The sequence below is a fragment of the Pelomonas aquatica genome, assembly GCF_026712205.1.
In the GTDB taxonomy this organism is placed as follows: domain Bacteria; phylum Pseudomonadota; class Gammaproteobacteria; order Burkholderiales; family Burkholderiaceae_C; genus Pelomonas; species Pelomonas aquatica.
In genome coordinates, this window is the sequence record NZ_JAPPUW010000003.1 from 63,257 (window position 1) to 87,856 (window position 24,600).

At 69.8% G+C, this 24,600-nt stretch carries 24 protein-coding genes; 13 read left to right on the forward strand and 11 right to left on the reverse strand.

Going from position 1 to position 24,600, the window contains the following annotated elements; genetic code table 11:
• Positions 1 to 16 precede the first annotated feature (16 nt).
• The 3 genes from ylqF (at position 17) to NYP07_RS04015 (ending at position 2,991) form a co-directional block, all read left to right on the forward strand.
• Positions 17 to 970 carry a ribosome biogenesis GTPase YlqF gene (ylqF, locus tag NYP07_RS04005; protein ID WP_268147703.1) on the forward strand — a complete coding sequence of 318 codons (954 nt, stop codon included), beginning with the start codon at positions 17 to 19 and terminating at the stop codon, positions 968 to 970.
• 66 nt (positions 971 to 1,036) lie between these two features.
• Positions 1,037 to 2,428: a wax ester/triacylglycerol synthase domain-containing protein gene (locus tag NYP07_RS04010; protein ID WP_268147705.1), complete on the forward strand. Its 1,392-nt coding sequence runs from the start codon at positions 1,037 to 1,039 to the stop codon at positions 2,426 to 2,428.
• Positions 2,428 to 2,991, forward strand: coding sequence for a HutD/Ves family protein (locus NYP07_RS04015; RefSeq protein ID WP_268147707.1), 564 nt, complete (start codon positions 2,428 to 2,430; stop codon positions 2,989 to 2,991). The genes NYP07_RS04010 and NYP07_RS04015 overlap by 1 nt, the downstream gene beginning before the upstream one ends.
• On the opposite strand, the gene NYP07_RS04020 is transcribed toward NYP07_RS04015, so the two are convergent.
• The gene (locus NYP07_RS04020; protein ID WP_268147709.1) at positions 2,972 to 3,397 is read right to left on the reverse strand and encodes a DUF3592 domain-containing protein; all 426 of its coding nucleotides are present in this window, start codon (positions 3,395 to 3,397) and stop codon (positions 2,972 to 2,974) included. The two genes, NYP07_RS04015 and NYP07_RS04020, sit on opposite strands and share 20 nt — an antisense overlap.
• A gap of 61 nt (positions 3,398 to 3,458) precedes the next feature.
• On the opposite strand from NYP07_RS04020, the gene NYP07_RS04025 reads away from it, so the two are divergent.
• The 4 genes from NYP07_RS04025 (at position 3,459) to NYP07_RS04040 (ending at position 7,523) form a co-directional block, all read left to right on the forward strand.
• Positions 3,459 to 4,613 (forward strand): acyl-CoA dehydrogenase family protein, encoded by a 1,155-nt coding sequence (locus tag NYP07_RS04025; RefSeq protein ID WP_268147711.1) that lies wholly within the window; start codon positions 3,459 to 3,461, stop codon positions 4,611 to 4,613.
• A gap of 93 nt (positions 4,614 to 4,706) precedes the next feature.
• Positions 4,707 to 5,063: a YciI family protein gene (locus NYP07_RS04030; RefSeq protein WP_268147713.1), complete on the forward strand. Its 357-nt coding sequence runs from the start codon at positions 4,707 to 4,709 to the stop codon at positions 5,061 to 5,063.
• Positions 5,060 to 6,283: an RNA polymerase sigma factor gene (locus NYP07_RS04035; RefSeq protein WP_268147715.1), complete on the forward strand. Its 1,224-nt coding sequence runs from the start codon at positions 5,060 to 5,062 to the stop codon at positions 6,281 to 6,283. Before NYP07_RS04030 ends, NYP07_RS04035 begins: the two co-directional genes overlap by 4 nt.
• Before the next feature lie 37 nt (positions 6,284 to 6,320).
• Positions 6,321 to 7,523 (forward strand): acetyl-CoA C-acetyltransferase, encoded by a 1,203-nt coding sequence (locus NYP07_RS04040; RefSeq protein ID WP_268147716.1) that lies wholly within the window; start codon positions 6,321 to 6,323, stop codon positions 7,521 to 7,523.
• Here the strand turns inward: NYP07_RS04040 and NYP07_RS04045 are convergent, their stop codons facing one another.
• The gene (locus NYP07_RS04045; RefSeq protein ID WP_268147718.1) at positions 7,524 to 7,865 is read right to left on the reverse strand and encodes a hypothetical protein; all 342 of its coding nucleotides are present in this window, start codon (positions 7,863 to 7,865) and stop codon (positions 7,524 to 7,526) included.
• A gap of 113 nt (positions 7,866 to 7,978) precedes the next feature.
• Positions 7,979 to 10,003 carry a S9 family peptidase gene (locus NYP07_RS04050; RefSeq protein ID WP_268147720.1) on the reverse strand — a complete coding sequence of 675 codons (2,025 nt, stop codon included), beginning with the start codon at positions 10,001 to 10,003 and terminating at the stop codon, positions 7,979 to 7,981.
• A 65-nt stretch (positions 10,004 to 10,068) separates the two neighbouring features.
• Between NYP07_RS04050 and NYP07_RS04055 the strand changes: the two genes are divergently transcribed.
• Complete coding sequence (locus NYP07_RS04055) at positions 10,069 to 10,329, forward strand: hypothetical protein (protein ID WP_268147722.1); 261 nt, start codon at positions 10,069 to 10,071, stop codon at positions 10,327 to 10,329.
• Here the strand turns inward: NYP07_RS04055 and NYP07_RS04060 are convergent, their stop codons facing one another.
• A complete protein-coding gene (locus NYP07_RS04060; RefSeq protein ID WP_268147724.1) occupies positions 10,330 to 11,505 on the reverse strand; it encodes a YbfB/YjiJ family MFS transporter in 1,176 nt (391 codons plus the stop codon).
• A gap of 82 nt (positions 11,506 to 11,587) precedes the next feature.
• Between NYP07_RS04060 and NYP07_RS04065 the strand changes: the two genes are divergently transcribed.
• A complete protein-coding gene (locus NYP07_RS04065; protein ID WP_268147726.1) occupies positions 11,588 to 12,406 on the forward strand; it encodes a M90 family metallopeptidase in 819 nt (272 codons plus the stop codon).
• Between the two features lie 62 nt (positions 12,407 to 12,468).
• Here NYP07_RS04065 and NYP07_RS04070 read toward each other — a convergent pair whose 3' ends face one another.
• The 5 genes from NYP07_RS04070 to NYP07_RS04090 form a co-directional block, all read right to left on the reverse strand.
• Positions 12,469 to 13,023 carry a protein phosphatase CheZ gene (locus NYP07_RS04070; RefSeq protein ID WP_268147728.1) on the reverse strand — a complete coding sequence of 185 codons (555 nt, stop codon included), beginning with the start codon at positions 13,021 to 13,023 and terminating at the stop codon, positions 12,469 to 12,471.
• A 124-nt stretch (positions 13,024 to 13,147) separates the two neighbouring features.
• Entirely contained in the window at positions 13,148 to 13,960 is an 813-nt protein-coding gene (locus NYP07_RS04075; RefSeq protein ID WP_268147730.1) for a DUF2520 domain-containing protein, read from the reverse strand.
• Positions 13,960 to 14,724, reverse strand: a complete 765-nt coding sequence (locus NYP07_RS04080; RefSeq protein WP_268147732.1) for a class I SAM-dependent methyltransferase — start codon at positions 14,722 to 14,724, stop codon at positions 13,960 to 13,962. The genes NYP07_RS04075 and NYP07_RS04080 overlap by 1 nt, the downstream gene beginning before the upstream one ends.
• Positions 14,725 to 14,865: 141 nt before the next feature.
• A complete protein-coding gene (locus NYP07_RS04085; protein WP_268147734.1) occupies positions 14,866 to 16,890 on the reverse strand; it encodes an alkaline phosphatase in 2,025 nt (674 codons plus the stop codon).
• A gap of 10 nt (positions 16,891 to 16,900) precedes the next feature.
• A complete protein-coding gene (locus NYP07_RS04090; RefSeq protein ID WP_268147736.1) occupies positions 16,901 to 17,383 on the reverse strand; it encodes a hypothetical protein in 483 nt (160 codons plus the stop codon).
• A gap of 203 nt (positions 17,384 to 17,586) precedes the next feature.
• Here NYP07_RS04090 and NYP07_RS04095 point away from each other — a divergent pair, with 203 nt between their 5' ends.
• Positions 17,587 to 19,113, forward strand: coding sequence for a tyrosine-type recombinase/integrase (locus tag NYP07_RS04095; protein WP_268147738.1), 1,527 nt, complete (start codon positions 17,587 to 17,589; stop codon positions 19,111 to 19,113).
• 18 nt (positions 19,114 to 19,131) lie between these two features.
• On the opposite strand, the gene NYP07_RS04100 is transcribed toward NYP07_RS04095, so the two are convergent.
• Positions 19,132 to 19,431, reverse strand: a complete 300-nt coding sequence (locus NYP07_RS04100) for a hypothetical protein (protein ID WP_268147740.1) — start codon at positions 19,429 to 19,431, stop codon at positions 19,132 to 19,134.
• Between the two features lie 111 nt (positions 19,432 to 19,542).
• A complete protein-coding gene (locus NYP07_RS04105; RefSeq protein ID WP_268147742.1) occupies positions 19,543 to 19,755 on the reverse strand; it encodes a hypothetical protein in 213 nt (70 codons plus the stop codon).
• 577 nt (positions 19,756 to 20,332) lie between these two features.
• Here NYP07_RS04105 and NYP07_RS04110 point away from each other — a divergent pair.
• The 3 genes from NYP07_RS04110 to NYP07_RS04120 all read left to right on the forward strand — a co-directional run bounded on the left by NYP07_RS04110 (position 20,333) and on the right by NYP07_RS04120 (position 24,404).
• Positions 20,333 to 22,288, forward strand: coding sequence for a type I restriction-modification system subunit M (locus NYP07_RS04110; protein WP_268147744.1), 1,956 nt, complete (start codon positions 20,333 to 20,335; stop codon positions 22,286 to 22,288).
• A gap of 92 nt (positions 22,289 to 22,380) precedes the next feature.
• Positions 22,381 to 23,865, forward strand: a complete 1,485-nt coding sequence (locus NYP07_RS04115) for a restriction endonuclease subunit S domain-containing protein (RefSeq protein WP_268147746.1) — start codon at positions 22,381 to 22,383, stop codon at positions 23,863 to 23,865.
• Positions 23,862 to 24,404 carry a hypothetical protein gene (locus NYP07_RS04120; protein ID WP_268147748.1) on the forward strand — a complete coding sequence of 181 codons (543 nt, stop codon included), beginning with the start codon at positions 23,862 to 23,864 and terminating at the stop codon, positions 24,402 to 24,404. Before NYP07_RS04115 ends, NYP07_RS04120 begins: the two co-directional genes overlap by 4 nt.
• Positions 24,405 to 24,600 lie beyond the last annotated feature (196 nt).

The following is a 24,600-nucleotide window of genomic DNA, read 5'->3' on the forward strand; positions in this document are numbered from 1 at the left end:
CCAAACTCGTCAGCGCATGCCCATCAACTGGTTCCCCGGCCACATGAACTCCACCCGCCAGGCGATCAAGGATCGCGTGAAGGCGGGGCTGGACGTGGTCATCGAGCTGCTCGACGCGCGCCTGCCGGGCTCCAGCAGCAACCCGCTGCTGGCCGCGCTCACCACCGGCCGGCCGGCGCTGAAGGTGCTGAACAAGCAGGACCTGGCCGACCCCGCCGTCACGGCCGACTGGCTGGCCCACTACAACGCCCAGCCGCACACGCGCGCCATCCCGCTGGACGCGGGTGACAAGTCGCCGGCCCGCGCCATCGTCAAGGCCTGCCGCGAGCTGGCGCCGCAGCGCGGCGACATGCACAAGCCGCTGCGCGTGCTGATCTGCGGCATCCCCAATGTCGGCAAGAGCACGCTGATCAACACCCTGGTTGGCCGCAAGGCCGCCAAGACGGGCGACGAGCCGGGCATCACCAAGATCGAGCAGAAGATCGTGCTGGAGAACGGCTTCTACCTGTTCGACACACCCGGCATGCTGTGGCCGCGCATCGGCATCGAGCAGAGCGGCTACCACCTGGCCGCCAGCGGCGCCATCGGCCGCAATGCCTTCGACGAGGCCGAGGTGGCGCTGGAACTGATCGCCGTGCTGAAGCGCCGCTACCCGGACCGCCTGCAGGAGCGCTACGGCCTGGCCGAACTGGGCGCCGAGGACGCCGTGCTCGAGGCCATCGGCCTCAAGCGCGGCGCCAAGATCCGCGGCGGCGCGGTGCAGATGCACAAGGCCGCCGAGGCCTTGCTGGTGGACTACCGCCAGGGGCTGCTGGGCCGCATCACGCTGGAGACGCCCGCGGAGATGGCGGCCTGGCGCCGGGCCGCGGCCGAGGACGAGGCACGCAAGGCCGCCGCGCACGAAGCCGAGAAGGCCGCCGACAAGGAGCGCCGCAGTGGACGCCGCGCCGCGGCCAGCGGCGACGCGTGATTCCCCGGCCTTGACCGGCCCCGGCGCCCGCCTATGCTGGGCCGACCGCCACTCGATGCGCCACCCATGACCCGACTCTCCCTGCTGGACCTCGCCTTCTTCATCGCCGAGAGCGAGGCCAGCCCCAAGCATGTGGCCGGCCTGCATATCCACCAGATTCCCAAGGGCGGCGGCGCCAACTTCGCCAAGCAGCTCTACGAGGAGTTCCTCGAGCACACCGACGTCCAGCCGCCCTTCGACCAGGTCATCAACTTCGTGTCGCCCACGCTGATGCCGAGCTGGGGCCGGGCCGAGGCCGTGGACCTGACGGAGCACGTCTTCTTCCACAAGCTCAAGGCCGGCGCCAACGACCGCGAGGCCCTGTACGCACTGACCTCCGAGCTGCACGAGCCCGTGCTGGACCGCAGCCGGCCGCTGTGGGAGGTGCACGTCATCGCCGGCCTCTGGGACCGGCAGTTCGCCGTCTACTACAAGATGCACCACGCGATGGCCGACGGCATCACGATGACGCGCTGGGGCGTGGACTCGCTGCGCACGACGCCCGACGACCTGACCGTCACGCCGGTCTGGACCTTGGCCCACACGCGCCGCGGCAGCGGCCTCAAGGGCAAGAAGCGCCTGGACCAGCAGGTCGCCGGCACCGTCTGGAAGCAGCTCACCGCCAACAGCAAGCGCGCCGTCGGCATCGGGCGCCTCACGGCCATGCTGGCGCTGGAGGCCGTGAAGCTGACCAAGAATGCGATTGCCCTGCCCTTCATGGCCAGCCGCGGCACACCCTTCACCGGCAATGCGACGCCGGGCCGCCAGTTCGCGACGGCCGCCGTGCCCATGGCCCGCATCGACGCGATCCGCCAGGTGGCGCGTGCCACGCTCAACCATGTCGCGCTGACCTGCCTGGACGGCGCCATGCACCGCTACCTGGCCGACGAGGGCATCGAGCTCGACCGCCCCATCACCATCCAGATGCCGGTCAACCTGCGCCGTGAAGGTGAAAAGGCCGCGGGCAACAAGATCGGCATCATCCTCGTCGACCTCTCGCCGCCCACCGACGACGCCTATGTGCGGCTGCGCAACGTCGGCTACTCGCTGCGCAATGTGCGGGCCATGATCGACTCGGTCGCGCCCGAGGCCGTCGAGACCTACACCATCCTGACCGGCCTGCTCGGCCAGATCGCCGGCATGCTCAAGCTGGCCGACGTCATCACGCCGATGGGCAACACGCTGGTCTCCAACGTGCCCGGCCCGGCCGAGCGCCTCTACCTGAAGGGCGCGCCGCTGCTGGAGATGCACCCGGTCTCGACGCTGCCGGCCACCCATCTGCTCAACATCACGCTGTTCAGCTACGCCGGCACGCTCTACTTCGGCCTCATCGCGACCGATGCGCTGCCCAACCTCGGCCGGCTCGCGGCCTATGTCGAGGACGAGATCGCGGCGCTGGAACGGGCCGTCGGCCTCTGATGGAGCTCATCCACGCCGACCGGATCGCGCCGACGGCCTGGAAGAACGGCGGCGGCAGCACGCGCACCCTGCTGGCGCTGCCGGCCGGGGACGACTGGCAGCTGCGCATTTCCATGGCCGATGTCGCGCGCGACGGCCCCTTCTCGCCCTACCCCGGCGTCGAGCGCTGGCTGGCCCTCGTCGACGGCCAGGGCATGGCGCTCGAATTCGAGCACCAGGCGGTGACGCTGAGACCCGGCGACCCGCCGCTGCTGTTCGACGGCGCCGCGGCACCCCACGGCCGCCTGCTGGACGGCGCCACGCGCGACCTGAACCTGATGCACAGGGGCGGCCAGGCCGCGATGCGGCAGGCGCTGCCGGGCGCTCCCTGGCGTGCGCGGCAACGCTGCTGCGGCCTCTTCGCGCTGGCGGCGGGCCGCTGGTCCTGCGCGGACGGCCGCCAGGCGGCGCTGCCCGCGCACACGCTGCTCTGGCTCGCCATGGCGCCCCAGGCGTACATGGTGTTCGACCAGCCCGGGCTGTGGCTGGAATTCAGCCCGCCCGTCAGTTCAGGAAATTCGTGAACAGCGCGATCGCCACCAGCGCCACGCCCATCAGCGCGGCGGCGATCCAGGCCCGCGACGGCTCGCGCTCCAGCACCGCGCGGCCGGGGTCGGCCGGGTCGTAATAGACCCTGACCGCCAGGCCCGCCGGGTAGCGCGCCACCAGGGCCGCCTTGTCGGCGGACTGCGCCGGCAGGCCCGCATAGCTGACCTTGGAGCCGCGGTGGGTCTGGCCGACCACCTCGTAGTCGAACTCGATGCGCACGCTGTCGTTGTCGCCGTCGGGCGCCTGGCGGTGTTCCGAGCGCACGATGGTGCCGCGCGTGTCCGGCCAGTCGGCGGCCCTGGCATTCATCGTGGCCGACCACCAGGCCGCGCCGACCAGCGCGAGGCCGCACAGGATGAAGGCCAGCTTGATCAGGGTCATGCATGCATCTCCGGAGGCGATGCGCCATCATGCCGCCTCCGCAACGCCTCCCCGCCCGGCCATGCCCCTGCCCCTCTTCCCCTCGACCTGGATGAGCGAAGCGCACCGCCTGCTGCAGCAGGCCAGCGCGCGCTTCTTCGCCGAGCGCTGGGTGCCGCGCGCGGCCGGCTGGCGCAGCGCCGGCCTGATGGAGCGCGACACCTGGCGCGAAGCCGGCGCGCAGGGCCTGCTGTGCGCGGCCATGCCCGAGGCCTTCGGCGGCGGTGGCGGCGACTTCGGCCACGAGGCCGTCATCGTCATGGAGGCCGCGCGCGCCAACCTCGGCGGCTTTGGCGGCAGCGTGCATTCGGCCATCGTCGCGCCCTATCTGCTGCACCACGGCAGCGACGAGCAGCGCCGGCGCTGGCTGCCCGCGCTGGCGTCGGGCGAGCGCGTGGGCGCCATCGCGATGACGGAGCCGGGCACGGGCTCGGACCTGCAGGCGATACGCACGCGCGCCCGGCGCGACGATGGCGACTACGTCATCAGCGGCCAGAAGACCTTCATCACCAATGGCCAGAACGCCGACCTCATCGTCATCGTCTGCCGCAGCGGCGACGCCCCCGGCGCCAGGGGCCTGTCGCTGATCGTCGCCGAGATCGACGCCGGCACGCCCGGCCTGACGCGCCGGCGCCTGGACAAGGTCGGTCTGAAGGCCCAGGACACCAGCGAGCTGTTCTTCGACGAGCTGCGCGTGCCGGCCGCCAACCTGCTGGGCGCGAGCGAGGGCCTGGCCTTCGGCCAGCTGATGGGCGAGCTGCCGCAGGAGCGCCTCGTCATCGCATGCCAGGCCGTCGCGATGATGGAGCGCGCGCTGGACGACACCATCGCCTATGCCAGGCAGCGCGAGGCCTTCGGCCAGCCGATCTGGAATTTCCAGAACACCCGCTTCGTGCTGGCCCAGGCGCAGAGCGACCTGCTGGCCGCCCGCGCGCTGCTCGATGCCGCCATCGCGGCGCATCTGCAAGGCGAGCTCGACGCCGCACGCGCCGCCCTCGTGAAGGCCTGGTGCAGCGACCTCGCGGCCCGGCTGACCGACGCCTGCCTGCAGCTCTTCGGCGGCTATGGCTACATGCTGGAAACTCCCATCGCCGAGCTGTGGGCCGACGCCCGCGTGACGCGCATCTACGGCGGCACCAACGAGATCATGAAAGAGCTGGCCTCGCGCTCGATGTAGTTTTTGCGGCGCCGATGTCGAAATGGCGGGGCGGCCGGGCGTCATTGTCGGGCGGCGCATGTCGCGCCGCCGACTCTCACCCAGGAGATCCCGATGGAATACATGCTTCTGATCCATGCCGACCCCGCCGGCTTCGCGGCGCTGGGCGACACCGAGCGCGGGGCGGCGCTGGCGGCCTATGCCGCCTACACCGAGGCGCTGACCAAGGCGGGCCTGATCCGCGGCAGCAACCGGCTGCGGCCGGCCGACAGCTCGACGACGGTGCGCGTGCGCGGCGGCAAGACCGAGGTGCTGGACGGCCCCTTCATCGAGACGCGCGAGCAGCTCGGCGGCTACTTCCTGATCGACGTGCCCGACCTCGACGCCGCGCTGGGCTGGGCGGCGCGCTGCCCCGGCGCGAGCCACGGCAGCGTCGAAGTCAGGCCGGTCTGGCCGACAGGCAGCCAGTGAACGGCGAGCCGGCCGCGGCCGCCGAGCAGGCGGCGCGGCGCAGCTACGGCCGCCTCGTCGCCTACCTCTCGGCACGCTCGCGCGACGTGGCCGGCGCCGAGGACGCGCTGGCCGACGCCTTCGAGGCCGCGCTGACCCGCTGGCCGCGGGACGGCGTGCCCGCCAACCCCGAGGCCTGGCTGCTGACCGTCGCACGCCGCAAGGCCATCGACACGCTGCGCGGCCGGCGCCGCGGCGAGGCGGCCGCGGCCTGGCTGGAGTGGCTGGCCGCGCTGGAAACGCCGGCCGACACGGGCGCGCTGCCGGACCGGCGCCTGGAGCTGATGTTCGCCTGCGCCCACCCGGCCATCGACGCGGCCGCCCGCGCACCGTTGATGCTGCAGGCCGTGCTCGGCTTCGACGCAGCGACCATCGCGGCCGCCTTCCTCGTTGCGCCGGCCGCCATGAGCCAGCGCCTCGTGCGCGCCAAGGCCAAGATCCGCCAGGCCGGCATCGGCCTGGCCGTGCCCGCGCAGGCCGAACTTGCCGAACGCCTGGGCGCCGTGCTGTCGGCCATCTACGCGGTCTATGCCGACGCCTGGACCGACGCGGCCGGCACCGACCCGCACCGGCGCGATCTCGCCGACGAGGCCATCTGGCTGGCCCGCCTCGTTGCGTCGCTGCTGCCGCAGGAGCCCGAGGCCCTCGGCCTGCTCGCGCTGATGCTCTACTCGCACGCCCGCCGTGCCGCGCGCCGCGATGCCGAAGGCGTCTACATCCCCTTGTCCGAGCAGGACGCCACGCTGTGGGAGCGCCCGCTGATCGACGAGGCCGAGGGCCTGCTGCACCTGGCCGTCAGCCACGGCCGACCGGGCCGCTACCAGCTCGAGGCGGCCGTGCAGTCGGCCCATCTCGAAGGCCAGCGCCGTGGCCGCGTCGACTGGGCGGCGGTCGAGCAGCTCTACGCCGCACTGTGCGAGCTGGGTGGCTCGCCGGTGGCCGCGCTGAACCATGCTGTCGCGCTGTCGCGGACGGCCGGTGCCGAGGCCGGCCTGGCCCGGCTGGACGCGCTGCAGGCCGAACTGGGCGGCTACCAACCCTACTGGGCCGCGCGCGCCGAGCTGCTGGGTCGCTGCGGCCGGCATGCCGAGGCGCGCCAGGCTTGCGAGCACGCCATCGCGCTGGAGAGCGATGCGGCGGTGCGGCGATTCCTGCAAGATCGCGCGGCAGCCTGGTTCTGAATCGCACAATGGGCGCGACATAGTCCAGAGGTTCACCATGTTCGACGCCTATCTCTACGACCACTGCCGCACGCCGCGCGGCAAGGGCAAGCCCGAGGGTGGGCTGCACGCGGCGACGCCGATCTGGCTCGTGCGCACGCTGCTGCAGGCCTTGCAGCGGCGCACGCTGCTGGACACGGCCCTCGTCGACGATGTCGTGCTGGGCTGCGTGACGCCCATCGCCGAGCAGGGTGGCGACATCGCCCGCATCGCCGTGCTGGATGCCGGCTGGGCCGAAACGGTGGGCGGCATCACGCAGTCGCGCTTCTGCGCGTCGGGGCTGGAGAGCGTCAACCTCGCGGCCGCCAAGGTGGCCAGCGGCTTCGAGCAATTGGTGGTGGCCGGCGGCGTGGAGAGCATGAGCCGCGTGCCCATGGGCAGCGACGGCGGCGCCTGGCTGCAGGACGCGCGCGTCATCGAGGCCGTCGGCTTAGTGCCCCAGGGCATCAGCGCCGACCTGATCGCGACGCTGGAAGGCTTCTCGCGCACCGAGCTGGACGCCTACGCGGCGCGCTCCCACCAGCGCGCCGCCGCGGCCCGCGCCGAGGGCCGCTTCGCGCGCGCCCTCGTGCCCGTGCACGACGTGGACGGCACGCTGCTGCTGGCCCAGGACGAGACCATCCGCCCGCAGACGACGGCCGAGACGCTGGCCGCGCTGAACCCGTCCTTCGCCAAGCTGGGCGCGAAGTTCGACCCGCTGGCGCTGCGCAAATACCCGCAGGCCGCCGCCATCGAGCACCGCCACCATGCCGGCAATTCCTCGGGCATCGTCGACGGCGCGGCCCTGGTGCTGGTCGGCTCCCGCGCCGGCGGCGAAGCGGCCGGGCTCAAGCCCCGCGCCCGCATCCGCGCCGCGGCGGTGACGGGCAGCGAGCCCACCCTCATGCTGACCGGCACGACACCGGCCTGCCTGAAGGCGCTGAAGCAGGCCGGCATGCAGGCCACCGACGTCGACCTGTGGGAGATCAACGAGGCCTTCGCGGCCGTGCCGATGAAGACGGCGCGCGACCTCGGCCTGGACCTGGCGCGCGTCAACGTGAACGGCGGCGGCATCGCGCTGGGCCACCCGCTGGGCGCCACCGGCGCGATGCTGCTGGGCACGCTGCTCGACGAGCTCGAACGGCGCGATCTTCAGACCGGCTGTGTGACGCTGTGCGTCGGCGGCGGCATGGGCATCGCGACCGTCATCGAGCGCGTCTGACTACAGGCGCACCCAGCCGCCCACGCGCAGATGCCAGCGCCCGCCGCTGCTCTCCCAGCGGTGCGGCTCGTAGCGGTAGCCGGGACGCGGCCGGTCGTAGAAGCCGTTCACCCACTGGTGGCGGCCACCGCTCCAGCCCCAGTAGCCGCCGATCCAGACAGCCCCCGGGTAGGGCATCACGGGCACGACCTCGGCATAGGGCGCCGGCGGCGGCACGTCGACGACGACGACCGGCGCCGCGGCATAGCCGCCGTCGTAATAGCCGCGGTGCGCCGGCACCACCACGCAGGCCGACAGCAGTGCGGATGAAGCCATTGCGAGGGCCAGGGTCAGTCGTTGCATCGTCGATCTCCAGGCCGCGGGCTGCGGCCACAGCCCTCTAACTGCCGCGCGGCCCCGGCGGATGACGGCTTCACACAGAATTACCTGGCCGGGCCGGCCATGGCCGCGGGGCGCTACTTCGCAGCGGAGGTCTGCTGCGGTTTCAGGTGGCGGTCCATCCAGGCGATGAAGCGCGTCTCCCAGTCGCGCTGGTAGCTGGGCAGGGACAGGCCGTGGAACTGGCCCGGGTAGATGACCAGTTGGGTCGGCACGCCGAGCGCCTTGAGCGCCTGGTACATCTGCTCGCCGCCGGCGATGGGCACGTTGAAGTCCTTCTCGCCGCCGAGGAAGAGCGTCGGCGTCTTGATGCGGTCGGCCTTGAAGAAGGGGTAGGACACCTTGAGCCAGCGCTCGCGCTGCGTCCAGGGCAGGCCGATCTCGCGCTCGTACTGCACGGCGTACTGGTCGCTGCCGAACATGGCGAGCTGGTTGCCGCTGCCGGCGCCGCTGACGGCGGCCTTGAAGCGCGTGTCGGTGGCGATCAGGTAGTCGGTCAGCAGGCCGCCGTAGCTCCAGCCGCCCACGCCCAGCCGCGCCGGGTCGGCGATGCCCTGCCTGACAGCCCAGTCGAGCGCCGCATGCAGGTCCTGCACCTCCAGATGACCCCAGTCGCCGAAGATCGCTCGCTGATAGGCTTGGCCCCGGCCGCTGCTGCCGCGGTAGTTGACGAGCAGCACCGCATAGCCCGCCGCCGCCAGCCGCTCGCGCAGCGCGGTGCGGGTCGACAGTTCCTGCGCGTCCTGCCCGTTCGGGCCGCCGTGGATCAGCAGCACGGTCGGCAGCGGCTGCCGGCCTTCGCGCGGCAGGGCCAGCAGGCCGTGGACCTCGGCGCCGTCGGCGCTCCTGGCGCTGAATTCGCGCAGCATCGACAGCGCGATGCCGCGGCGCCAGTCGTCGTTGTGCGCCGTCAGCGCGCGCGCCGACGCGCTGCCCGGCTCCAGCAGCTGCAGCTCGGCCGGCCTGGCCCAGTCGCCGCCCAGGAAGGCGATGCGCCCGTCGGCCGCGACGCTGGCCTGGCCCGCCACGCCGGCCCCGCTCAGGCGCTGCACCCGGCCGTCGGCCAGCGCGATGCGCGCGAGCTGGCCGTGGCCGTCGTCGTCGACGGCGCCGACCAGGGCCGCGCCGTCCGGCGTCCACGCGAGCCGCGGCTGCCAGCCGCGGTCCAGGCCCGCGCCCAGCAGGCGCGAGGTGCCGCCGGCCGCGTCGTAGAGGCCGACCCGCCATTGCTGGTAGGCGCTCCATTTGACGTCGTCGCCGGTCGGCAGCGCGATCAGGCGGCCGTCCGGGCTCCAGGCCGGGCGGGCCTCGTCGTCGGTCGTCAGCGTCGCCAGCGCGCGCGCCGCCGCGCCCGGCTCGGCGGGCATCACGAACAGGCCGGTGGCCTCGGTGCGGTCGCGCTCGGGCGCGCGGTTGCTGAGGAAGGCCAGCTGCCGGCCGTCCGGGCTCCAGGCCGGAGCCGCCTCGCCGAACTCGCCGCTCGTCAGCGCGACGACTTTGCGGCTCGCCAGGTCCAGCAGCCGCAGATGCTTGCGGCGCCCGTCGAGATAGCCCTCGCGGTCCTGCTTGAAGTGGAAGCGCTCGATGACGATGGGCAGCGGCGTCTTGCGCTTCCAGCCCGCGGCCTGCTCGGGGTCGGGCTCCTCGTCCATGACGACCAGCGCGGCGCGGCGGCCGTCCGGCGCCAGCGCATAGTCCTCGACGCCGCCCTTGATGTCGGTCAGCTTCTCGGCCTCGCCGCCGGCCAGCGGCAGGCGCCACAGTTGCGGCCCCTTCTTCTGCTCCTCGTCGCTGCCGCGTGCGGCCAGGAAGGTGATGGCGTCCGCGCCCTGCCAGTGCGGCTTGCCGGCGATGTCGCCGCCGAAGCTCAGCCGCCGCGGCCCGGCGCCCGCGCTCGGCGCCAGCCAGAGGTCGGTCAGGTATTTGTCCTTGCCGACGTCGGCCACGCGCAGGCCGTAGACCACCCAGCGGCCGTCGGGCGAGATCTCGGGCTCGACGAGGCGCTGCAGGCCGTTGGCGGCATTCGCGTCGAAGGGGCGCTGCGCCAGCGCCGGCGACAGCATCATCCAGATGAGGGATAGGGTTGTCAGCAGGTGTCTCATGTCATGTGGTTGGGGCGTCAGGCAGGCGCTATTCTGCGGCGCCTTCAGACCCGATCACCACCGCCATGAAACGATCTCTGCTGCTCCTGTCGCCCTTGCTGCTCGCCGCCTGCGCCTCCGCGCCGACCGATCCCAAGCAGGATGTCGCCGCGGCGCCCATAGACAAGGACACGATCTGCGAGCGCGAGACGCGCACCGGCACGTTGATGCCGACACTGCGCTGCCGGACGGCGGCCCAGCGCGAGGCAGACAAGCGCGACGCGGAAGCGGTCAGTGACGCCGTGCGCCGCGGCGCGCCCACCCCGGCGCCAAAGAACGGGTCCTGATCAGCGCGCGTCGCGCAGCACTCCGAGCAGCGCCAGCATCCCCAGGGCCAGCACGGCCGCCGTCAGCCACAGCGCCGCATCGAAGCTGCCGCTGGCCTCGACCATGCGCCCCGTCAGCGCCGGCGCGCTGACCTGGGCGACGCCATAGCTCAGCGTCAGCCGGGCCATGGCCTTGCCCGGGTTGGCGGGCGAGCGCCGGCCCACCAGGGCCAGCGTCAGGCTGACGATGCCGATGAAGGTCGCGCCGTAGAGCAGGGCGCCCGCCAGCACCGCCGCAAGGCCGCCGGACAGCGCCGGCAGCAGCACGCCGACGATCTGCACGCCGAAGGCGATCAGCAGCGCGCCGACATCGCCGGTGCGCCGCGCGACGCGGTCCCAGACGAAGACGGCCGGCGTCGCCGCCAGGCCCACGAGCAGCCAGGCCCACGGCCCCTGGCCCGCCAGCAGCGGCTGCTTCTCGACGATGGCAACCGTGAAGGTCGCATTGATGACGAAGCCCCAGCCGGCGCAGAAATAGGCCGCCACCATCAGCGCCATCCAGCGCCGGCTCGGCGCCTGGCCGGCGACTGATTTCAGCGCCGGCGGCGGCGCCGGCGGGCGCCACCGCCAGGCCGGCAGCAGGAAGGCCAGGCCGATCAGCGCGAAGCCCTGCCACTGCGCGGCCCAGCCCAGCCCAGCGCCCGTCATGCCCATCGCGCCCAGCGCCGACACGACGATCCCAAGTCCCAGGCCGATGAAATACAGGCCCAGCTCCGGCCTGTGCCCCGAGCGCATCAGCCAGCCCTGCACCAGGCCCGAGCCGAGCAGCATGCCGGCCGCGCCGCACAGGCCGCCGACATAGCGCGACAGCGCCCAGGCCGCGAAGCTGCTGCTCCAGCCCATCAGCGCGGTGATGAGCAGGGCCAACGGCAGGCCCCAGCTGTACAGGCGCTGGCGCCAGACCGGGCTTTCTATCCAGGCCGCCAGCAGCGCGCCGCTCATATAGCCGGCGTAGTTGATGGCCGCGAGCAGGCCGCCGTCGGCGACGCCCAGGCCGGCCTGGGCATGCATCTGCGGCAGCAGCGGCGTGTAGGCGAAGCGTGCCAGGCCGATGGTCAGCACCAGCGCGCAGATGCCGCCCAGCAGCACCTGCCAGGCCTGGAGATGGGTCGAGGGCGGCGCGTCGGCTTCGGGCATGGCCGCAGAGGTTACGCGAGCCGCGCGCGCCTCGGGTTCCACGGGGCTTGCAAGCGTCTCCGCCGGCCTCAGTTGGCCCACCATGCCGCTGCTGATCTGCTTCCTGCTGGCCCTGCTGGCCGCCGCCGCCGTGGCGCTGTGGCCGCTGTGGGTGCGGCGGCGACGCACACGCATCGCGGGCCGGCCCTTCCCGCAGGCCTGGCGGCGGCTGCTGCGCCGCCATGTGCCGCTGGTGGCGCGGCTGCCGGCGCGCCAGCAACTGCGGCTCAAGGGCCTGATGCAGGTCTTCCTGGCCGAGAAACCCATCATCGGCTGCCGCGGCCTGCGCGTGACGGATGAGATGCGCGTGACCATCGCGGCGCTGGCCTGCCTGCCGCTGCTCGGCGCGGCGCGCGGCGTCTACCCCGAGCTGCGCCAGGTGCTGCTCTACCCCGGCGCCTTCGTCGTCGAGCGGCCGGTGAGCGAGGCCGGCGGCGTGCTGTCGGAGCAGCGCCGCGTGCTGGCCGGCGAGAGCTGGAGCCAGGGCCAGGTGCTGCTGGCCTGGGACGAGGTGAGGCGCGGCGCCGCCACGCCGGGCGACGGGCACAACGTCGTCATCCACGAGTTCGCCCACCAGCTCGACCAGGCCGGCGGCCCGGCCAACGGTGCGCCGGCGCTGCCGACGGCCGCGGCCTACCGGCGCTGGTCGACGGTCATGCAGAGCGAGTTCGACGCGCTGCACTGGCGGCTCGCTCGCGGCGAACCGGGCCTGATCGACGCCTACGCGGCCACCGCCCCGGCGGAGTTCTTCGCGGTGGTCAGCGAGCTGTTCTTCGAGCGGCCCGTCGAGCTGGCCGCGGGCCATCCGGCGCTGTATGCCGAGCTGAGCGGCTATTACCGGCTCGACCCGGCCAGTTGGTAACCCGCTGAATCAGTTGAGGTCGGAGCATGCCGCTGCGCGGCAAGGTCCGACCCGCAAGCTCATCAGAATCCCAGCGACGCCAGCAGGTCGTCCACGTCGTCCTGCTTGAGCGCCTTGTCGGGCGTCTGCACGCCGCCGAGCTCCTCGGGCGCCGCGGCCTCGACCGGCGCGGGCAGGGACTGGATCAGGTCCTTGAGCGGCGGCTCGGCGCGCTCCAGCATCCTGCTGACCTTGTTGATGACCTGGCCGGAGAGATCCTGGAAGTCCTGCGACATCATGATCTCGGTGTGCAGCGACTTCTCGCGCGCCGCAAAGCTGGCCGCGTCGGCCGCGTAGGCGGCGCAGAGCTTCATCAGCGCGCGGGCGCGCTCCTGGCTGATGTTGGTGGACAGGGCCAGGCGGTTCAGCGCGTCCGACAGCTCGCGGCCCTTCCTGCACACGGCCTCGGCATCCTGCTGCGCGGCCTCGACGAGGTTGAGCACCTTGGTGGCCGCCTGCTCCGTCATGCTGCGCACATAGGCCAGGCGCTCGCGCGCATCGGGAAGTTCGTCGACGACGTTGTGCAGGATCTGGGCGGCATCGGCCCTGATCAGGGTCTGGATGGACGCGTCGGACATGAGGGACCCCCTGGCTGCACCCATCAACATCGACGGGGCTCCCGGCAGTTTAGGATCCGCAATCCGCACCGCATCCCCGCCGGCCGACCCCGGCGCGGCCTTTGTCACGCAGTTGCAAACGCATTCACGAGGAGGCCGCCAGCAAGGCCCGCAAGGCCGTGACCTGCGCCACATCCAGCCGCCCCGCGGCCTGGGCCAGGGCCAGCTGGCGCAGGCCCAGCGCGCACAGCAGGTCGACATCCAGGCCGGCGCCGGCCAGCGCGTCGAGGTGGCGGGCCAGCACGCCGGCATCGCCGCGGGCGATGGGGCCGGAGACGGCGCCGGGCAGGCCGCGCGCGGCGGCGGTGTCCAGCGCGCCGCGGGCCAGCGGCAGCAGCGCGGCCAGCAACTGGTCGCCCTCCAGGCCCGCGGCGGACCACAACGCGCCGGCCTCGGCCAGCACGGCCAGCACGCCGCTCGCGGCCAGGTTGGCCGCCGCGTGGTAGGCCGCCCGCGCCTGGGCCGGCATCGGCGACGGCAGGTGCAGCGGCACCAGGCCCAGCGCCCGGGCCAGCGCCTGCAGCGCCGGCCGGTGCGCCGTGCCGGCCTCGATGCCGACATGGGCGCCGGCCAGCCCGGCGTCGCCGGCCAGCAGCTTCAGCGGGTGAAAGCCGGCCGCGGCCGGTGCCGGCGCCAGCGCGGCCAGCGGCGTCGCGCCGCTGCAGTGCAGCGCGAGCTGGCCGGCGCGCCAGCGCAGGGCCGCGGCCGTCGCCGCGATGTGGTCGTCGGGCACGGTCAGCCAGACCCAGTCGGCGGCCTGCGCCGCGGCCTCGGGGCTGGACTCGCCCTCCGCCGGCGCACGCCGGCCGACGACGACCTGCTCGCCCGCCGCGCGCAGCGCCGGCACCAGCGCGCGCGCCAGCCGGCCGTAGCCGATGACGGCGTGCCTACGGACCATCAAGGCTTGACGAACTTCAAGGTCATGCGGTCGCTCTCGCCGATGGCCTGGTATTTCGCGCGGTCCCTGTCCTTCAGCGCATAGGTCGGCGGCAGCGTCCAGACGCCGTCCGGATGGTCGGCATTGTCCCTGGCGTTGGCATTGACCTCGCTGCGGCCCGCGAGCCTGAAGCCGGCCGCCTCGGCGAACCGGATGACGGTGGCCTCGTGCACATAGCCGGTGGGCGCCTTGGCGTCCTGGCTGCGCGAGGCCGGCAGGCGGTGCTCCTCGACGCCCAGCACGCCGCCCGGCTTCAGGGCCTTGAAGGCCGCATCGAAGACCTCCTGCGCCTTGCCGGCATCCATCCAGTTGTGCACATTGCGGAAGGTCAGCACCGCGTCGGCGCTGCCGGGCGGCGCGATGTCGAGCAGGCCCTTGGCCGGGTCGAAGGCGCTGATCCTGACCTTGCCGTAGACCGCCATCGAATCCATCTTGGCCCTGAAGCGCGCGCTGCCGCCGTCGGCCGCGTAGAGCTGGCCCTGCTCGCGCAGATAGGGCGCCAGGATCTCGGTGTACCAGCCGCCGCCCGGCGCGAGCTCGACCACGGTGTCGGTCGGCCTGATGCCGAAGAAGGCGAGCGTCTCGTAGGGGTGGCGCCAGGCGTCGCGCGCGACGTTGCCGACACTGCGGTGCTCGGCCGCGACGGCGGCCTTCAGCGGGTCGGTGCCCTGGGCCTGCGCGCCGGCGGCGGCGAGGACGAGGGTGGCGGCGAGCCAGATCTTCATGGGTGGAGTCTCCGTGTGGGGCAGCCAGTATCCGGCGCTGCCCCGCCCCTGACGAAGGTCAGCGCGGCGCCCAGCCCATCCAGCCGGCGCCACGGCCTGGCCTGGCCGTGGGCGCGGGAACCGGCGGGGTGTCGTCGGGACTCAACGCTTGGGCTTGGGCGGCTTCCGGGCGCCCGACGTATCGGCCGGTGCGACGACGCCCTTCACCGCGGCCTGGGCCAGCTTGAAGAAGACGTCGGTGTTGTCGATGACGCCGGTGAAGGCCAGCGCGCCGGGGCCGTAGGCCGACAGCGGCACGTCGGTGGCCGTGTGCACGGCCGATTCGCCGGGCACCTGGCCGGTGACGAGGTAGTCGCCCACCGCGTCGTCGCGCTCCAGCGCATTGGCCGGGTACCACTTCAGCGGCGCCTCGCTCGCAAAGGGCTGCTGCGGGTCGCGCTGCGGCGTCTTCCGGGTGCGCCAGTCCTCGTAGCGGTCGGCGTTCGCGCCATAGCCCACAAGCAGGCGGAAGTCGATGTCCGTCGTCTCGGGATAGCCGTCGGCGGCGATCTTGTAGTGCGGGAAGCCGGCCTTCTCGTAGACGCCGACGACGCTGTTGCGCAGGTTGGCCACGCCCTTCTTCGTCGCCAGCTCGGCGAGCTTGGCGTCCGTCACGACCGAGCCGCCGATCAGCGCGGCGCCCGAGCACTCGTGGTCGGCCGTCACGATGACGAGGGTGTCGCCCTGCTCGGCCGCGAAGTCCTGGGCCACGCGCACGGCGCGGTCGAACTCCAGCGTGTCCAGCATCCAGCGCTCGGTGTCCATGTTGTGGGCCTGCTTGTCGATGGACGCGCCTTCGATCATCAGCACGAAGCCCTTGGGCGAGTGCTTCAACACACCGATGGCCTTGGCCGCCATCTCGTCCAGCATGGGCTGGTCGGGCAGGCCGAAATCGTCGACGACGCTGCCGCCCTGCAGGCCGTTCCTGTCCGTGCCGCGGCGGCCATTGATCTTGTCCAGCGCCACATTCATGTTGGAGAAGGCGAACAGGCCCAGCAGCGGCCTGGCGGCGTCGGCCTTGTCGAGGTCGGCCTTGGTCGCGGCATAGCTGTAGCCGGCGGACTGGAACTCCTTGATGAGGTCGCGGCCCTTGTCCAGGCTGCCCGCGGCCACGCCCCAGCGCTTGACGATCTCGGCCGTGTGCGGGTCGGTCGCGGAGAAGGCGTAGTCGCTCGTGTCCGTGCGGCCCGAGCCCGGCGTGCCGGCCGGCAGGAACCACTTGCGGCCGCCGCCCATCAGCACCGTCAGGCCGGTGTGGCTGCGGTCGTCGAAGAACTGGTCGACGATGCCGGTGCCCGCGCCGCGGTTGCTGGTGTGCACGGCATTGCCGGCGGGCGTGGCGTCGAAGACATCGGCCGTCGTGACGATGCCGAGCTGCTTGCCCTGGGTGCGGTGCAGGTACTCGCTGAGGTATTCGATGCGCGGGTTGTCGAAGGCGTCGACGGTGTCGTCGGGGAAGACGCCCTCCTCGTTGTTGTTGTTCTTGTTGCCGCTGACATAGCTCGTCATGCCCGGCGACGAGTCGGTCACGATGGAGTTCAGCGACGAGGTCTTGACCATGGCCGTGGCCGTGAAGCCGTCCATCGCCAGCGGCTGCAGCGCCTTGCCCTGGGCGTAGCCGTGCACGATACGCGCGGCCGTGCGCTGCGAGGCGCCCATGCCGTCGCCGAGCAGGATGATGATGTTCTTGACCTTCGGGCCCATCGCCGCCGTGAAGGGCACGACCTCGAAATTGCCCTTGGCCACGACCTTCTGGCCGTCGGCCTGCGTCGCCTCGACGCTGAACTCGTGCCTGCCGGCCGCATCGCTGCTGACCGCGCGCACCGTGGCGATGGCCGTCTCGGCCGCCAGCCCCTTCACGCAGCCGCTGGCGCAGTCGCGCAGCGCGACGGTCGCATTGACCGGCTTGCCGTCGATGAAGAAGCGCGCGGCGGCGATCTTCTGGCCGGCGTCGGGCCTGACGGTGGCCTGCAGGTCGAAGCGCTGGCCGGGCAGGAAGCGGGCGATGACGGGGTCGGCGCGGCCGCTGGAGAAGAGTTCGCTGGGCGGCGTCAGGCGGCTGACGCTCGGCGCGGCCAGCGCGGAGCCGGCCGCCAGTGCGATCAGGAGCAGGGCGTGGTGTTTCATCGGGAAAAGCTCAGTGCGGATGGGAGGAGGCGGCCGCCGGCTGGGCGGCCAAAGCGTCGGGCGCGAGATGCAGGCGGACCCAGCTGATGCGGCCCGAGGCGTCTTCGGCGGGGCCGTATTCCAGGCGGCCGGTCAGGGCCAGCGGCCCGGGCCGGTGGGCGACGAGGCGCTCGCGCTGCGCATCGGGCAGCAGCACGGTGACGGTGGACGCCGGCAGATCGTCGGCCTCGCCGTCGGCGTCTTCGGCCATGGACACGGGCCGCGGCGTCAGCAGGAACTGCCCGGCCCGGGGCCGCTCGCGCTGCACCATGAAGCCGACCAGGCGCACCTCATGGCCGCTGGCCGCCTGGAGCCTGGCCGTAGGTTCCAGGCCGCGCGGGCCGATGGGTCGGACGAAGAAGTCGGAGAAGCCCAGCGCCAGCGGCGCTTCGGCCCGTGCCGCCGCAGGCAGCGCGATCAGCCCGGCCAGGGCCAACAGGGGAATCAGTCTCATGCCATGCAGGCCCGCAAAACCGGCGATGCTCGCCGCGGTGCATGACAAGACTGTGACTGGTAGGCCGTATTGGACTTGAACCAATGACCAAAGGATTATGAGCGCCCGGCGCGATCTCCGCGGCCATCCGTCGCCAGGCTCGAGGACGCGCCCAAGCCGTTGATTCACATGGGAATCAGCCGCCAGGGCGTGGAGCCGCCGTTTTGCCCGATCCCGGATCAAATGGGATCTTTCCCGATCTTGCGGGGGCCACGCGGGGGCCATGGGGGCCATGGGCGCGCTACGCTCCGGGCCACCAAGAGGGAGGCCCCATGGAAGACGCTGCGGAGCTCAAAAACCGCGAAGAGCTGCTGACGGACAAGGTCGCCGAGAACGCCCCATCCCCAGCCTCCGGCGACTACACGATCCGCGACACGAAGCAGGCCGGCCTGGCGCTGCGGGTGTCGCCGGGGAGCAAGACCTGGATCGTCCGCCGCAAGATCCTCGGCCGCTCGGTCCGGCATGTGCTCGGGCGCTACCCCGACATGACCGTCCACAAGGCCCGGGCCGAGGCCACCAAAGCCTTGGGCAAATTCGCCGACGGCGTCGACCCGACCCAGGAGCGCGAGAAGCGCAAGCAGGCCGCCACGGACGAGTGGATGCGCACGAAGTTCACCGTCGCCGACATGTGGAGCCGATACCGCAACCAGACCCGGGCGGCGAAGCCCTTCTCCCAGCACAGCATCAACGACTTCAACCGGCTGGAGAAGCGCATGGCCGGCGATCCGCTGTGGCGCGCCTCATTCCACGGCCTGACCGAGGACCAAGTCCTCAAGGCTTTCCAGCGGCAGTCGGCCTCGGCGGACCGGCGCGCAACAAACGGCGGCAAGACCACCGCCAACCACTTCTTCCGGCTGCTGCGCACCGCCGCCCAATACGCCATCAAGAAGGGCCACGCCCCGAGCAAGGCCAACATCTTCTCGCTGGCCTTGGAGAACAACTGGCACAAGAACAACGCCCGCAAGCGCACGATCGTCGTGGACAAGGACTCGCTGCGCCGCTGGTGGGAGGCGGTCGATGCGTTGCGGGCCGCATCAAAGGGCGACAAGCGCAGGAGGTCCGGCGCGCTGATCGCCGAATTCCAAGTGCTCGCCCTGCTGTGGGGCGGCAGAAAAACCGAGACGCTGACGCTCGAGTGGGCCGATGTGGACTTCGAAGCGAAGACGGCGCGCTTTCGGGCCGAGATCACGAAGAACCGCACCGAGCACCTGTTCCCGCTGTGCCCGCACGCCGAAGCCGTCCTGCGCAGGCTGCGGGCCCTGCAAGCCGAGTGGGGCCTGTCGACTCCCTACGTGTTCCCGTCGATGCGCACTGGACACAAGACCAAGGCCAAGACGCACATCAAGGAGCCCAAGGGCGCGATGGAGAAGGTGGCCGAGGCGGCGGGCGTGCCGTTCAGCGCGCACGACCTGCGACGCACGTTCTCGAACCTGCTGTCGTCGGCCTCCGCGGTGGGCGCCGAGCAGGCGTTCGTGAAGATGGCGATGAACCACACGGCGGCCGACGACGTGACGGCCACGCACTACCTCGACAAGGTCGAGCAGCTCCGGCCGATCTACGAGCGCTTGGAGGAGGTGATCTTGGAGAAGGTCGGCGTGCTCACGCGCAAGACCGTCACCGTCGACGCCGACGCCTTCGCCCGGTTCTTGGCCTTCGAGGCTGCCAACCGCCAGCAGGCTGCAGCGCGATGACTCACCGTGTCCCTGGTATCAAGGAAGGGTTGCCCAAAGCGCCACGGCCGAGGCGCGGGTCGGCTTGTTCAACCGGCCGTAATTGACGGGCTGGCTCTTAAACCAAATGCTATCCCAGGGCAAATAGACCGCCTTGCTAAGGTCGAAACGCGTCGTCTCGTCAAGCCGAGCTCCGGTAACTCCGGCGGGATCGGCAGGGCACTCAATTTCGAAGCGTTTAAGCGGCGCTGCGGACGCCTGCGCAGAGTTGTGCTGCCCGGTCCCGTAGCAGACGGTAACGATCGTGCTGCCGTCAGGCTGCTTGTCAGAAGAAATCACGAGAACCCGCCTGAACTTGACGCCAGGCTTGGTCAGATCAGGAAGGTGCGGGAAAAAACACCCGACTACGCTCCAACTTGAAGGCGCGGTAACCGCTAGTGCCGCCACGCGTCAGTCGACGGTGGGTGCTGATGGCTTGAACCCGGCCGGCGCATGAATGGCACGCATCTTGGCCACTTCTTCATCCGTCAGATCTCGCTCAACTTCCTCGACGGCGGCCGCCGGATGGCGGCGGGCCTCGCGATTGGGCGAAGCCCCACCCGCCACGCGAGCTGGGTTCGGTGGTTTCCCAAAGGGCGAATCGAACTTAAAGAATCCGGACATGAGAGTCTCCTGACGGTAGCAAACCACGGCCAGAGGCCCTTGTAAACACCGCAGCCATCATTTTCCCTCAAAGGCGGCCAGTCCGCTCGGCTTGCCCAGAAAAGCCGCTGAACGGTGACTGACAGCCAGGATGCCGCACGCCGCACGCCGCACGCCGCAGTCTTGCGCAACACCCGGACCTCGCAACAAAGATGGAACCCCAAAAAAAATCCGCCTGGCTCGCGCTCGGGCGGACTGGAACCATCGCGGTCGTGATGGCCCGCTCAGGGAGGAAAAGCGGGGAGCCGAAGCCCGTCTTAATTATGCCAAGCTTTGGCTTCCACTGGGCCAGTAGGACCGCCTCGGGATGGCTCGGTAGGGTGGCCACCAGTGTCAGCAAGCGCGCCCGGGCGCGAAGATGCTCAGGCTCACGTGGTGAGCTTGCTGAGCCCGATCATGGGGCCTCGGTAGGTATGATGGTTGGCCGCCGGACGCGCACGGGCAAGCCCCTCGCGACCGGCGTTTTTGCATTTGCATCGCGGCCTCGGCGCGGAACAGAACGGTGAGAGAGTCAAGAATGTCTTCTACGGAGACGGCCATGAAGGCCGCCAAGCCCGTCGTGGCGGTGATCGTCCAGCAAGGCAAGGTGCTGGACTTCATCGACGGCCAGACCCAACGAGAAGAAACGCCAGAGGAATACGTCCGCCAAGAGATCGCCAAGTCGCTAGTCCGCGAATACGGCTATCCGAAACGCGACATCGCGGTGGAGCTGGTCCTCCGGCTCGGAACTCGAAAGCCACGAGCCGACCTGGTCGTCTTCGGTCCAGAAGAGGACCATGAGCAGGCGAACGCTCGAATCATCATCGAGTGCAAGGAGCAGCGGATCAAGGGCAGCGACCGCAAGGAAGGCGTCGGGCAGCTCCAAAGCTACATGGCGGCCTGTCCCAACGTCGTCTATGGCATGTGGACGAACGGGCTAGAGCGCTTCTGCTATCGCCGCGTCGACGTGCGAGGCAAGGTCAGCTTCGAAGAGATCCCGGACTTGCCGAGCTTCGGCCAAACCGGAGACGAGGCAGAGCGCCCGGCGTTCGACGAGCTCAAGCCCGCCTCGTCCGACGCGTTGCTTTTCGCCTTCCGGCGCTGCCACAACTACATCGCCGGCAATCAAGGGCTCCAAAAGCCGCAGGCATTTTGGGAACTGCTCAAGCTGATCTTTTGCAAGATCCACGACGAGCGGGAAAGCGTCGCTGTCGAGTTCTACGCCGCTGGCAATGAGCGCGCCGGCCTCAACGGCCCACTGAAAGTCAAGAAGCGCATCGACACTCTGTTCGAGCAGGTGAAGGCTGACTACCCCGCCATCTTCCAAGCTAACGATGTCGTCGCGTTGACCCCGCAGGTCTTGGCCTACATCGTCTCTCAGCTCCAGATGTATTCGCTGCTCGAAAGCGACGTAGACGTGAAGGGGCACGCCTACGAAGAGATCGTTGGATCCAACCTTCGGGGCGATCGAGGCGAATTCTTCACGCCGCGGAACATTTGCAACATGGCCGTGGCCATGCTCGATCCCAAGGAAGGACAGTTGCTTCTGGACCCAGCCTGCGGCACGGGTGGGTTCTTGATCGCCGCGATGAACCATGTCATCGAGAAGATCCGCGCGGCGGAGCTCGAAAGATGGAAAGGGGACGCCGTCCGCGCGGATCCGAAGATCGCGGCTCGCATCTCGAAGTTCGCCGGTTCGTCGATCGTGGGCTTGGACTTCAATCCGGAGCTCGTGAAGGCGACCAAGATGAACATGGTCATGAACAACGACGGCGCGGGCGGCCTCTACCAAGCCAATTCGTTGGCGAGCCCGGCCACATGGGACGAATCGCTGCGCGAGCGCGACCTCATGGGTCGGGTTGACCTGATCTTCACGAACCCGCCCTTCGGCTCCAAGATCCCGGTCGACGACCCTGCCATCCTCGAAAAATACGACCTAGGCCACTCTTGGTCATACGACACGAACGTCGACAGATGGGTGATGGGCGCAAGCACGCAAAAATCGCAGCCACCCGAGATCCTCTTCATCGAACGCTGCGTCCGCTTCCTCAAGCCCGGATCGGGGCGCGTAGCGATGGTTCTTCCCGACGGCATCCTTGGCTCACCGGGCCTGGGCTACGTCCGCGAATGGATACTCGCGCAGACGCGCGTCCTGGCATCGATCGACCTGCATCCAGACACCTTCCAACCCAATGTCAGCGTCCAGACCAGCATCCTGGTGCTCGAACGCAAGACCGAGCGGCAAATTGCTCTGGAGGAGGCCGCCAACCGAAAGAACGACTATCCCGTCTTCATGGCCGTCGCCAACCACGTGGGCCACGACAAGCGCGGCAACCGCACGTATGTCCGCGACAAGAAGGGCAACGAGATTGTTGAGGAAGCGGAGGAGACGGTGAAGGAATACGAAGACGGCAAGCCGGTCTACAAGAAACAAAAAACGCAACGCAAAGTCGTTGACGACAACACGCTGCAAATCGCGCAGGCATTCAGAAAATGGCTCTCCGAGCAAGACTGAGCGCTCCAAAGGAGCTGCAATCCGACTGGCCGTTTCACCATGCCAAGTGGACGGCGATTTCCTCTTCCATCATGTGGGGAGGCGATCGGCGCATGGAGGCGGAGAACTACCTGTCAGGCGGCTACGGCATTCGCTTGGCGATGGACGCTCGAACCAGCGGCCGCGGGCGGCTGGCTGACTTCGCCCGCGTTTGGCAGCCATCGCGCTTGAAGGGAATTCAGGTCTCGCCTAGCTACGGCACGCCCTTTTTGGCCGCGACCCAGGTCTTTGACATGAGGCCCGCGCCTCGCAAGTGGCTGTCGCTTGAGCGAACCGACAACGTGGCCGACCGCATGGTGTCATCGGGCCAAATCCTCGTGACGTGTTCAGGGAGCGTCGGGCGAGCCACCTTGGCGCACAAGCCCCACGAGGGAATGCTCATCTCGCACGATCTGCTGCGCGTCGACCCAATCGACGAGGCGCACCGTGGCTGGGTGTATGCGTTCCTGCGCAGTCCGCAAGGTCGAGCGATGATGGGCGCGGTTCAGTATGGGCACATCATCAAGCATCTCGAAGTCCCGCACGTGGGCGGCCTGCCGTTGCCGCTCCCCCGCGAGCAAATCCTCGCCGACTTCAATGCGCGGACGCGGCGCATCCTTGAGTTGCGCATCGAGGCGCACGAGAAGGCCCGCAAAGCCGAAGAGAAGTTCAAGTCTCTTTTCCCCTCCTTGAAGGAGCCGCGCAGCTCTCATTTGGGCTTCGAGGTTTCGGCCTCTACCCTCTTCGGCACGCGCCGTCGGTTGGATGCCAGTTGCTTCGTCCCGACCGTCGACGCCATCGAAGACGCTTTCGCCGCCGATGCCGCGCGGGTGGAGCCGCTCCACAAACTGGTCGTCAAGGCATTCGCCCCAGGACGGTTCAAGCACATCTATGGCGATGGCGGCATGCCCTACTTGGACAGCGCCGACATCCTGGAGGTCAACCCGGACATCACGAAATTCGTGCTCTCGCTCTCATCCGAAGAGCAGAAGGAATATCACGTCGAGCCCGGGTGGATCTTGATCCCCTGCTCGGGCCAGGTCTACGGCAACGTCGGGCATGCGGTCCTGTCCACCGAATACCACGTGGGCAAGGTTCTCACCAACCACATCCTCCGGGTGGCGCCGAACAACAAGATTCGCAGCGGCTACCTTCAATGCGTGTTGGGCCACCCACAGCTGGGGCGTCCGCGGGTCGTGCGCTTCGCGTTCGGATCGAGCGTTCCCGAGATTGCGGCGGTCGACGTGCTCACTGCGCCGATCCCTCGCTTCTCAAAAAAGGTTGAGGATGAGCTCGCTGATCTGATGGAGTCTTCGGCCGTCGCGCGCGATCAAGCCGACGAACTCGAACAAGAGCTTGCCACCGAGGCAGAGTTGCTCATCGATGCCTTCATGGAGGGCGACACCGAGCGTTTCGTGTCGGACGTTGTCGAACCGAAGCTGCGTTTGGTGGGTCTCCCCTCGGGCAGGGCGGAGGGCGATCTGTCATATGAGACGGTCGATGCCATAAACGCCGCGCATGCGCCCGCTGGCGAAGTCACGGTGCACTCCTCCCTATGACAGGCGCACCCAAGGGGAAGCTGCCGGAGGGTGGCGACGTGGTGTCATGTTGGTTTCCTTACGACGAGAAGCCCGACGAGCGCGGAGGCAAGTTGCGACCGGCGCTGGTCGTGACCGCCGAATCCGATATCAACGGCCAGTTTCTGCGTGTCGCATACCCGACTGGGCAGCGCACACCGGACAAAAATGCGGCCCCTCTCCCGCCGCACTGTTTCACCGTCGATCCGCGAGGCGGGCTCACCCAGCAGACTGTCTTCGACTTCTCCCGAGTGCTGCGATTGCCGTTCACGGACAAGTGGTTCGAGCCATGGTCTGGCGTGCCGACGATCTTGCTGTGCAAGCTGACGCCTGACCAGCTACCCAGCGCTCGTTCAGCTCGACTGGCCGGCGAAGCCATCACGGCGGCCCGGCTGGCCACCAAGGCGGCGAACACGAAAGCCGCTGCTGCTCCCGTCACTGTGACCATAAAGCAACCGAAGCGCATCGTGCAGGTTCCACGTAAGAACCCGACGGCAGAGGGCCGGAACGACGGGCAATAGCCGGACGGATTTGACTGCTTGCCTCCCGTGCGCTTCAATGTTCTGAGGCAATACAGGAGTCTGACGTGGAACCCCGGTCCCCAGCGGCGCAAACGGAATCGGAAAAGGCTGCAGGCCCGTCCGTGCGCGCTGACGATCAGGCTTCCTCCTCTTTGCGCCAAGACGCGGCCTCACCTTGCACCGATACCGATGCGAG

Coding starts and splice junctions, on each gene's coding strand:
- NYP07_RS04060 (WP_268147724.1), bottom strand. CDS start 11,505: ATGCCCGAAGCCGACGCGCCGCCCTCGACCCATCTCCAGGCCTGGCAG.
- NYP07_RS04030 (WP_268147713.1), top strand. CDS start 4,707: ATGGAATACATGCTTCTGATCCATGCCGACCCCGCCGGCTTCGCGGCG.
- NYP07_RS04105 (WP_268147742.1), bottom strand. CDS start 19,755: ATGTCCGGATTCTTTAAGTTCGATTCGCCCTTTGGGAAACCACCGAAC.
- NYP07_RS04045 (WP_268147718.1), bottom strand. CDS start 7,865: ATGCAACGACTGACCCTGGCCCTCGCAATGGCTTCATCCGCACTGCTG.
- NYP07_RS04065 (WP_268147726.1), top strand. CDS start 11,588: ATGCCGCTGCTGATCTGCTTCCTGCTGGCCCTGCTGGCCGCCGCCGCC.
- NYP07_RS04070 (WP_268147728.1), bottom strand. CDS start 13,023: ATGTCCGACGCGTCCATCCAGACCCTGATCAGGGCCGATGCCGCCCAG.
- NYP07_RS04020 (WP_268147709.1), bottom strand. CDS start 3,397: ATGACCCTGATCAAGCTGGCCTTCATCCTGTGCGGCCTCGCGCTGGTC.
- NYP07_RS04115 (WP_268147746.1), top strand. CDS start 22,381: ATGGAGGCGGAGAACTACCTGTCAGGCGGCTACGGCATTCGCTTGGCG.
- NYP07_RS04075 (WP_268147730.1), bottom strand. CDS start 13,960: ATGGTCCGTAGGCACGCCGTCATCGGCTACGGCCGGCTGGCGCGCGCG.
- ylqF (WP_268147703.1), top strand. CDS start 17: ATGCCCATCAACTGGTTCCCCGGCCACATGAACTCCACCCGCCAGGCG.
- NYP07_RS04055 (WP_268147722.1), top strand. CDS start 10,069: ATGAAACGATCTCTGCTGCTCCTGTCGCCCTTGCTGCTCGCCGCCTGC.
- NYP07_RS04080 (WP_268147732.1), bottom strand. CDS start 14,724: ATGAAGATCTGGCTCGCCGCCACCCTCGTCCTCGCCGCCGCCGGCGCG.
- NYP07_RS04040 (WP_268147716.1), top strand. CDS start 6,321: ATGTTCGACGCCTATCTCTACGACCACTGCCGCACGCCGCGCGGCAAG.
- NYP07_RS04110 (WP_268147744.1), top strand. CDS start 20,333: ATGAAGGCCGCCAAGCCCGTCGTGGCGGTGATCGTCCAGCAAGGCAAG.
- NYP07_RS04025 (WP_268147711.1), top strand. CDS start 3,459: ATGCCCCTGCCCCTCTTCCCCTCGACCTGGATGAGCGAAGCGCACCGC.
- NYP07_RS04050 (WP_268147720.1), bottom strand. CDS start 10,003: ATGAGACACCTGCTGACAACCCTATCCCTCATCTGGATGATGCTGTCG.
- NYP07_RS04090 (WP_268147736.1), bottom strand. CDS start 17,383: ATGAGACTGATTCCCCTGTTGGCCCTGGCCGGGCTGATCGCGCTGCCT.
- NYP07_RS04085 (WP_268147734.1), bottom strand. CDS start 16,890: ATGAAACACCACGCCCTGCTCCTGATCGCACTGGCGGCCGGCTCCGCG.
- NYP07_RS04120 (WP_268147748.1), top strand. CDS start 23,862: ATGACAGGCGCACCCAAGGGGAAGCTGCCGGAGGGTGGCGACGTGGTG.
- NYP07_RS04015 (WP_268147707.1), top strand. CDS start 2,428: ATGGAGCTCATCCACGCCGACCGGATCGCGCCGACGGCCTGGAAGAAC.
- NYP07_RS04010 (WP_268147705.1), top strand. CDS start 1,037: ATGACCCGACTCTCCCTGCTGGACCTCGCCTTCTTCATCGCCGAGAGC.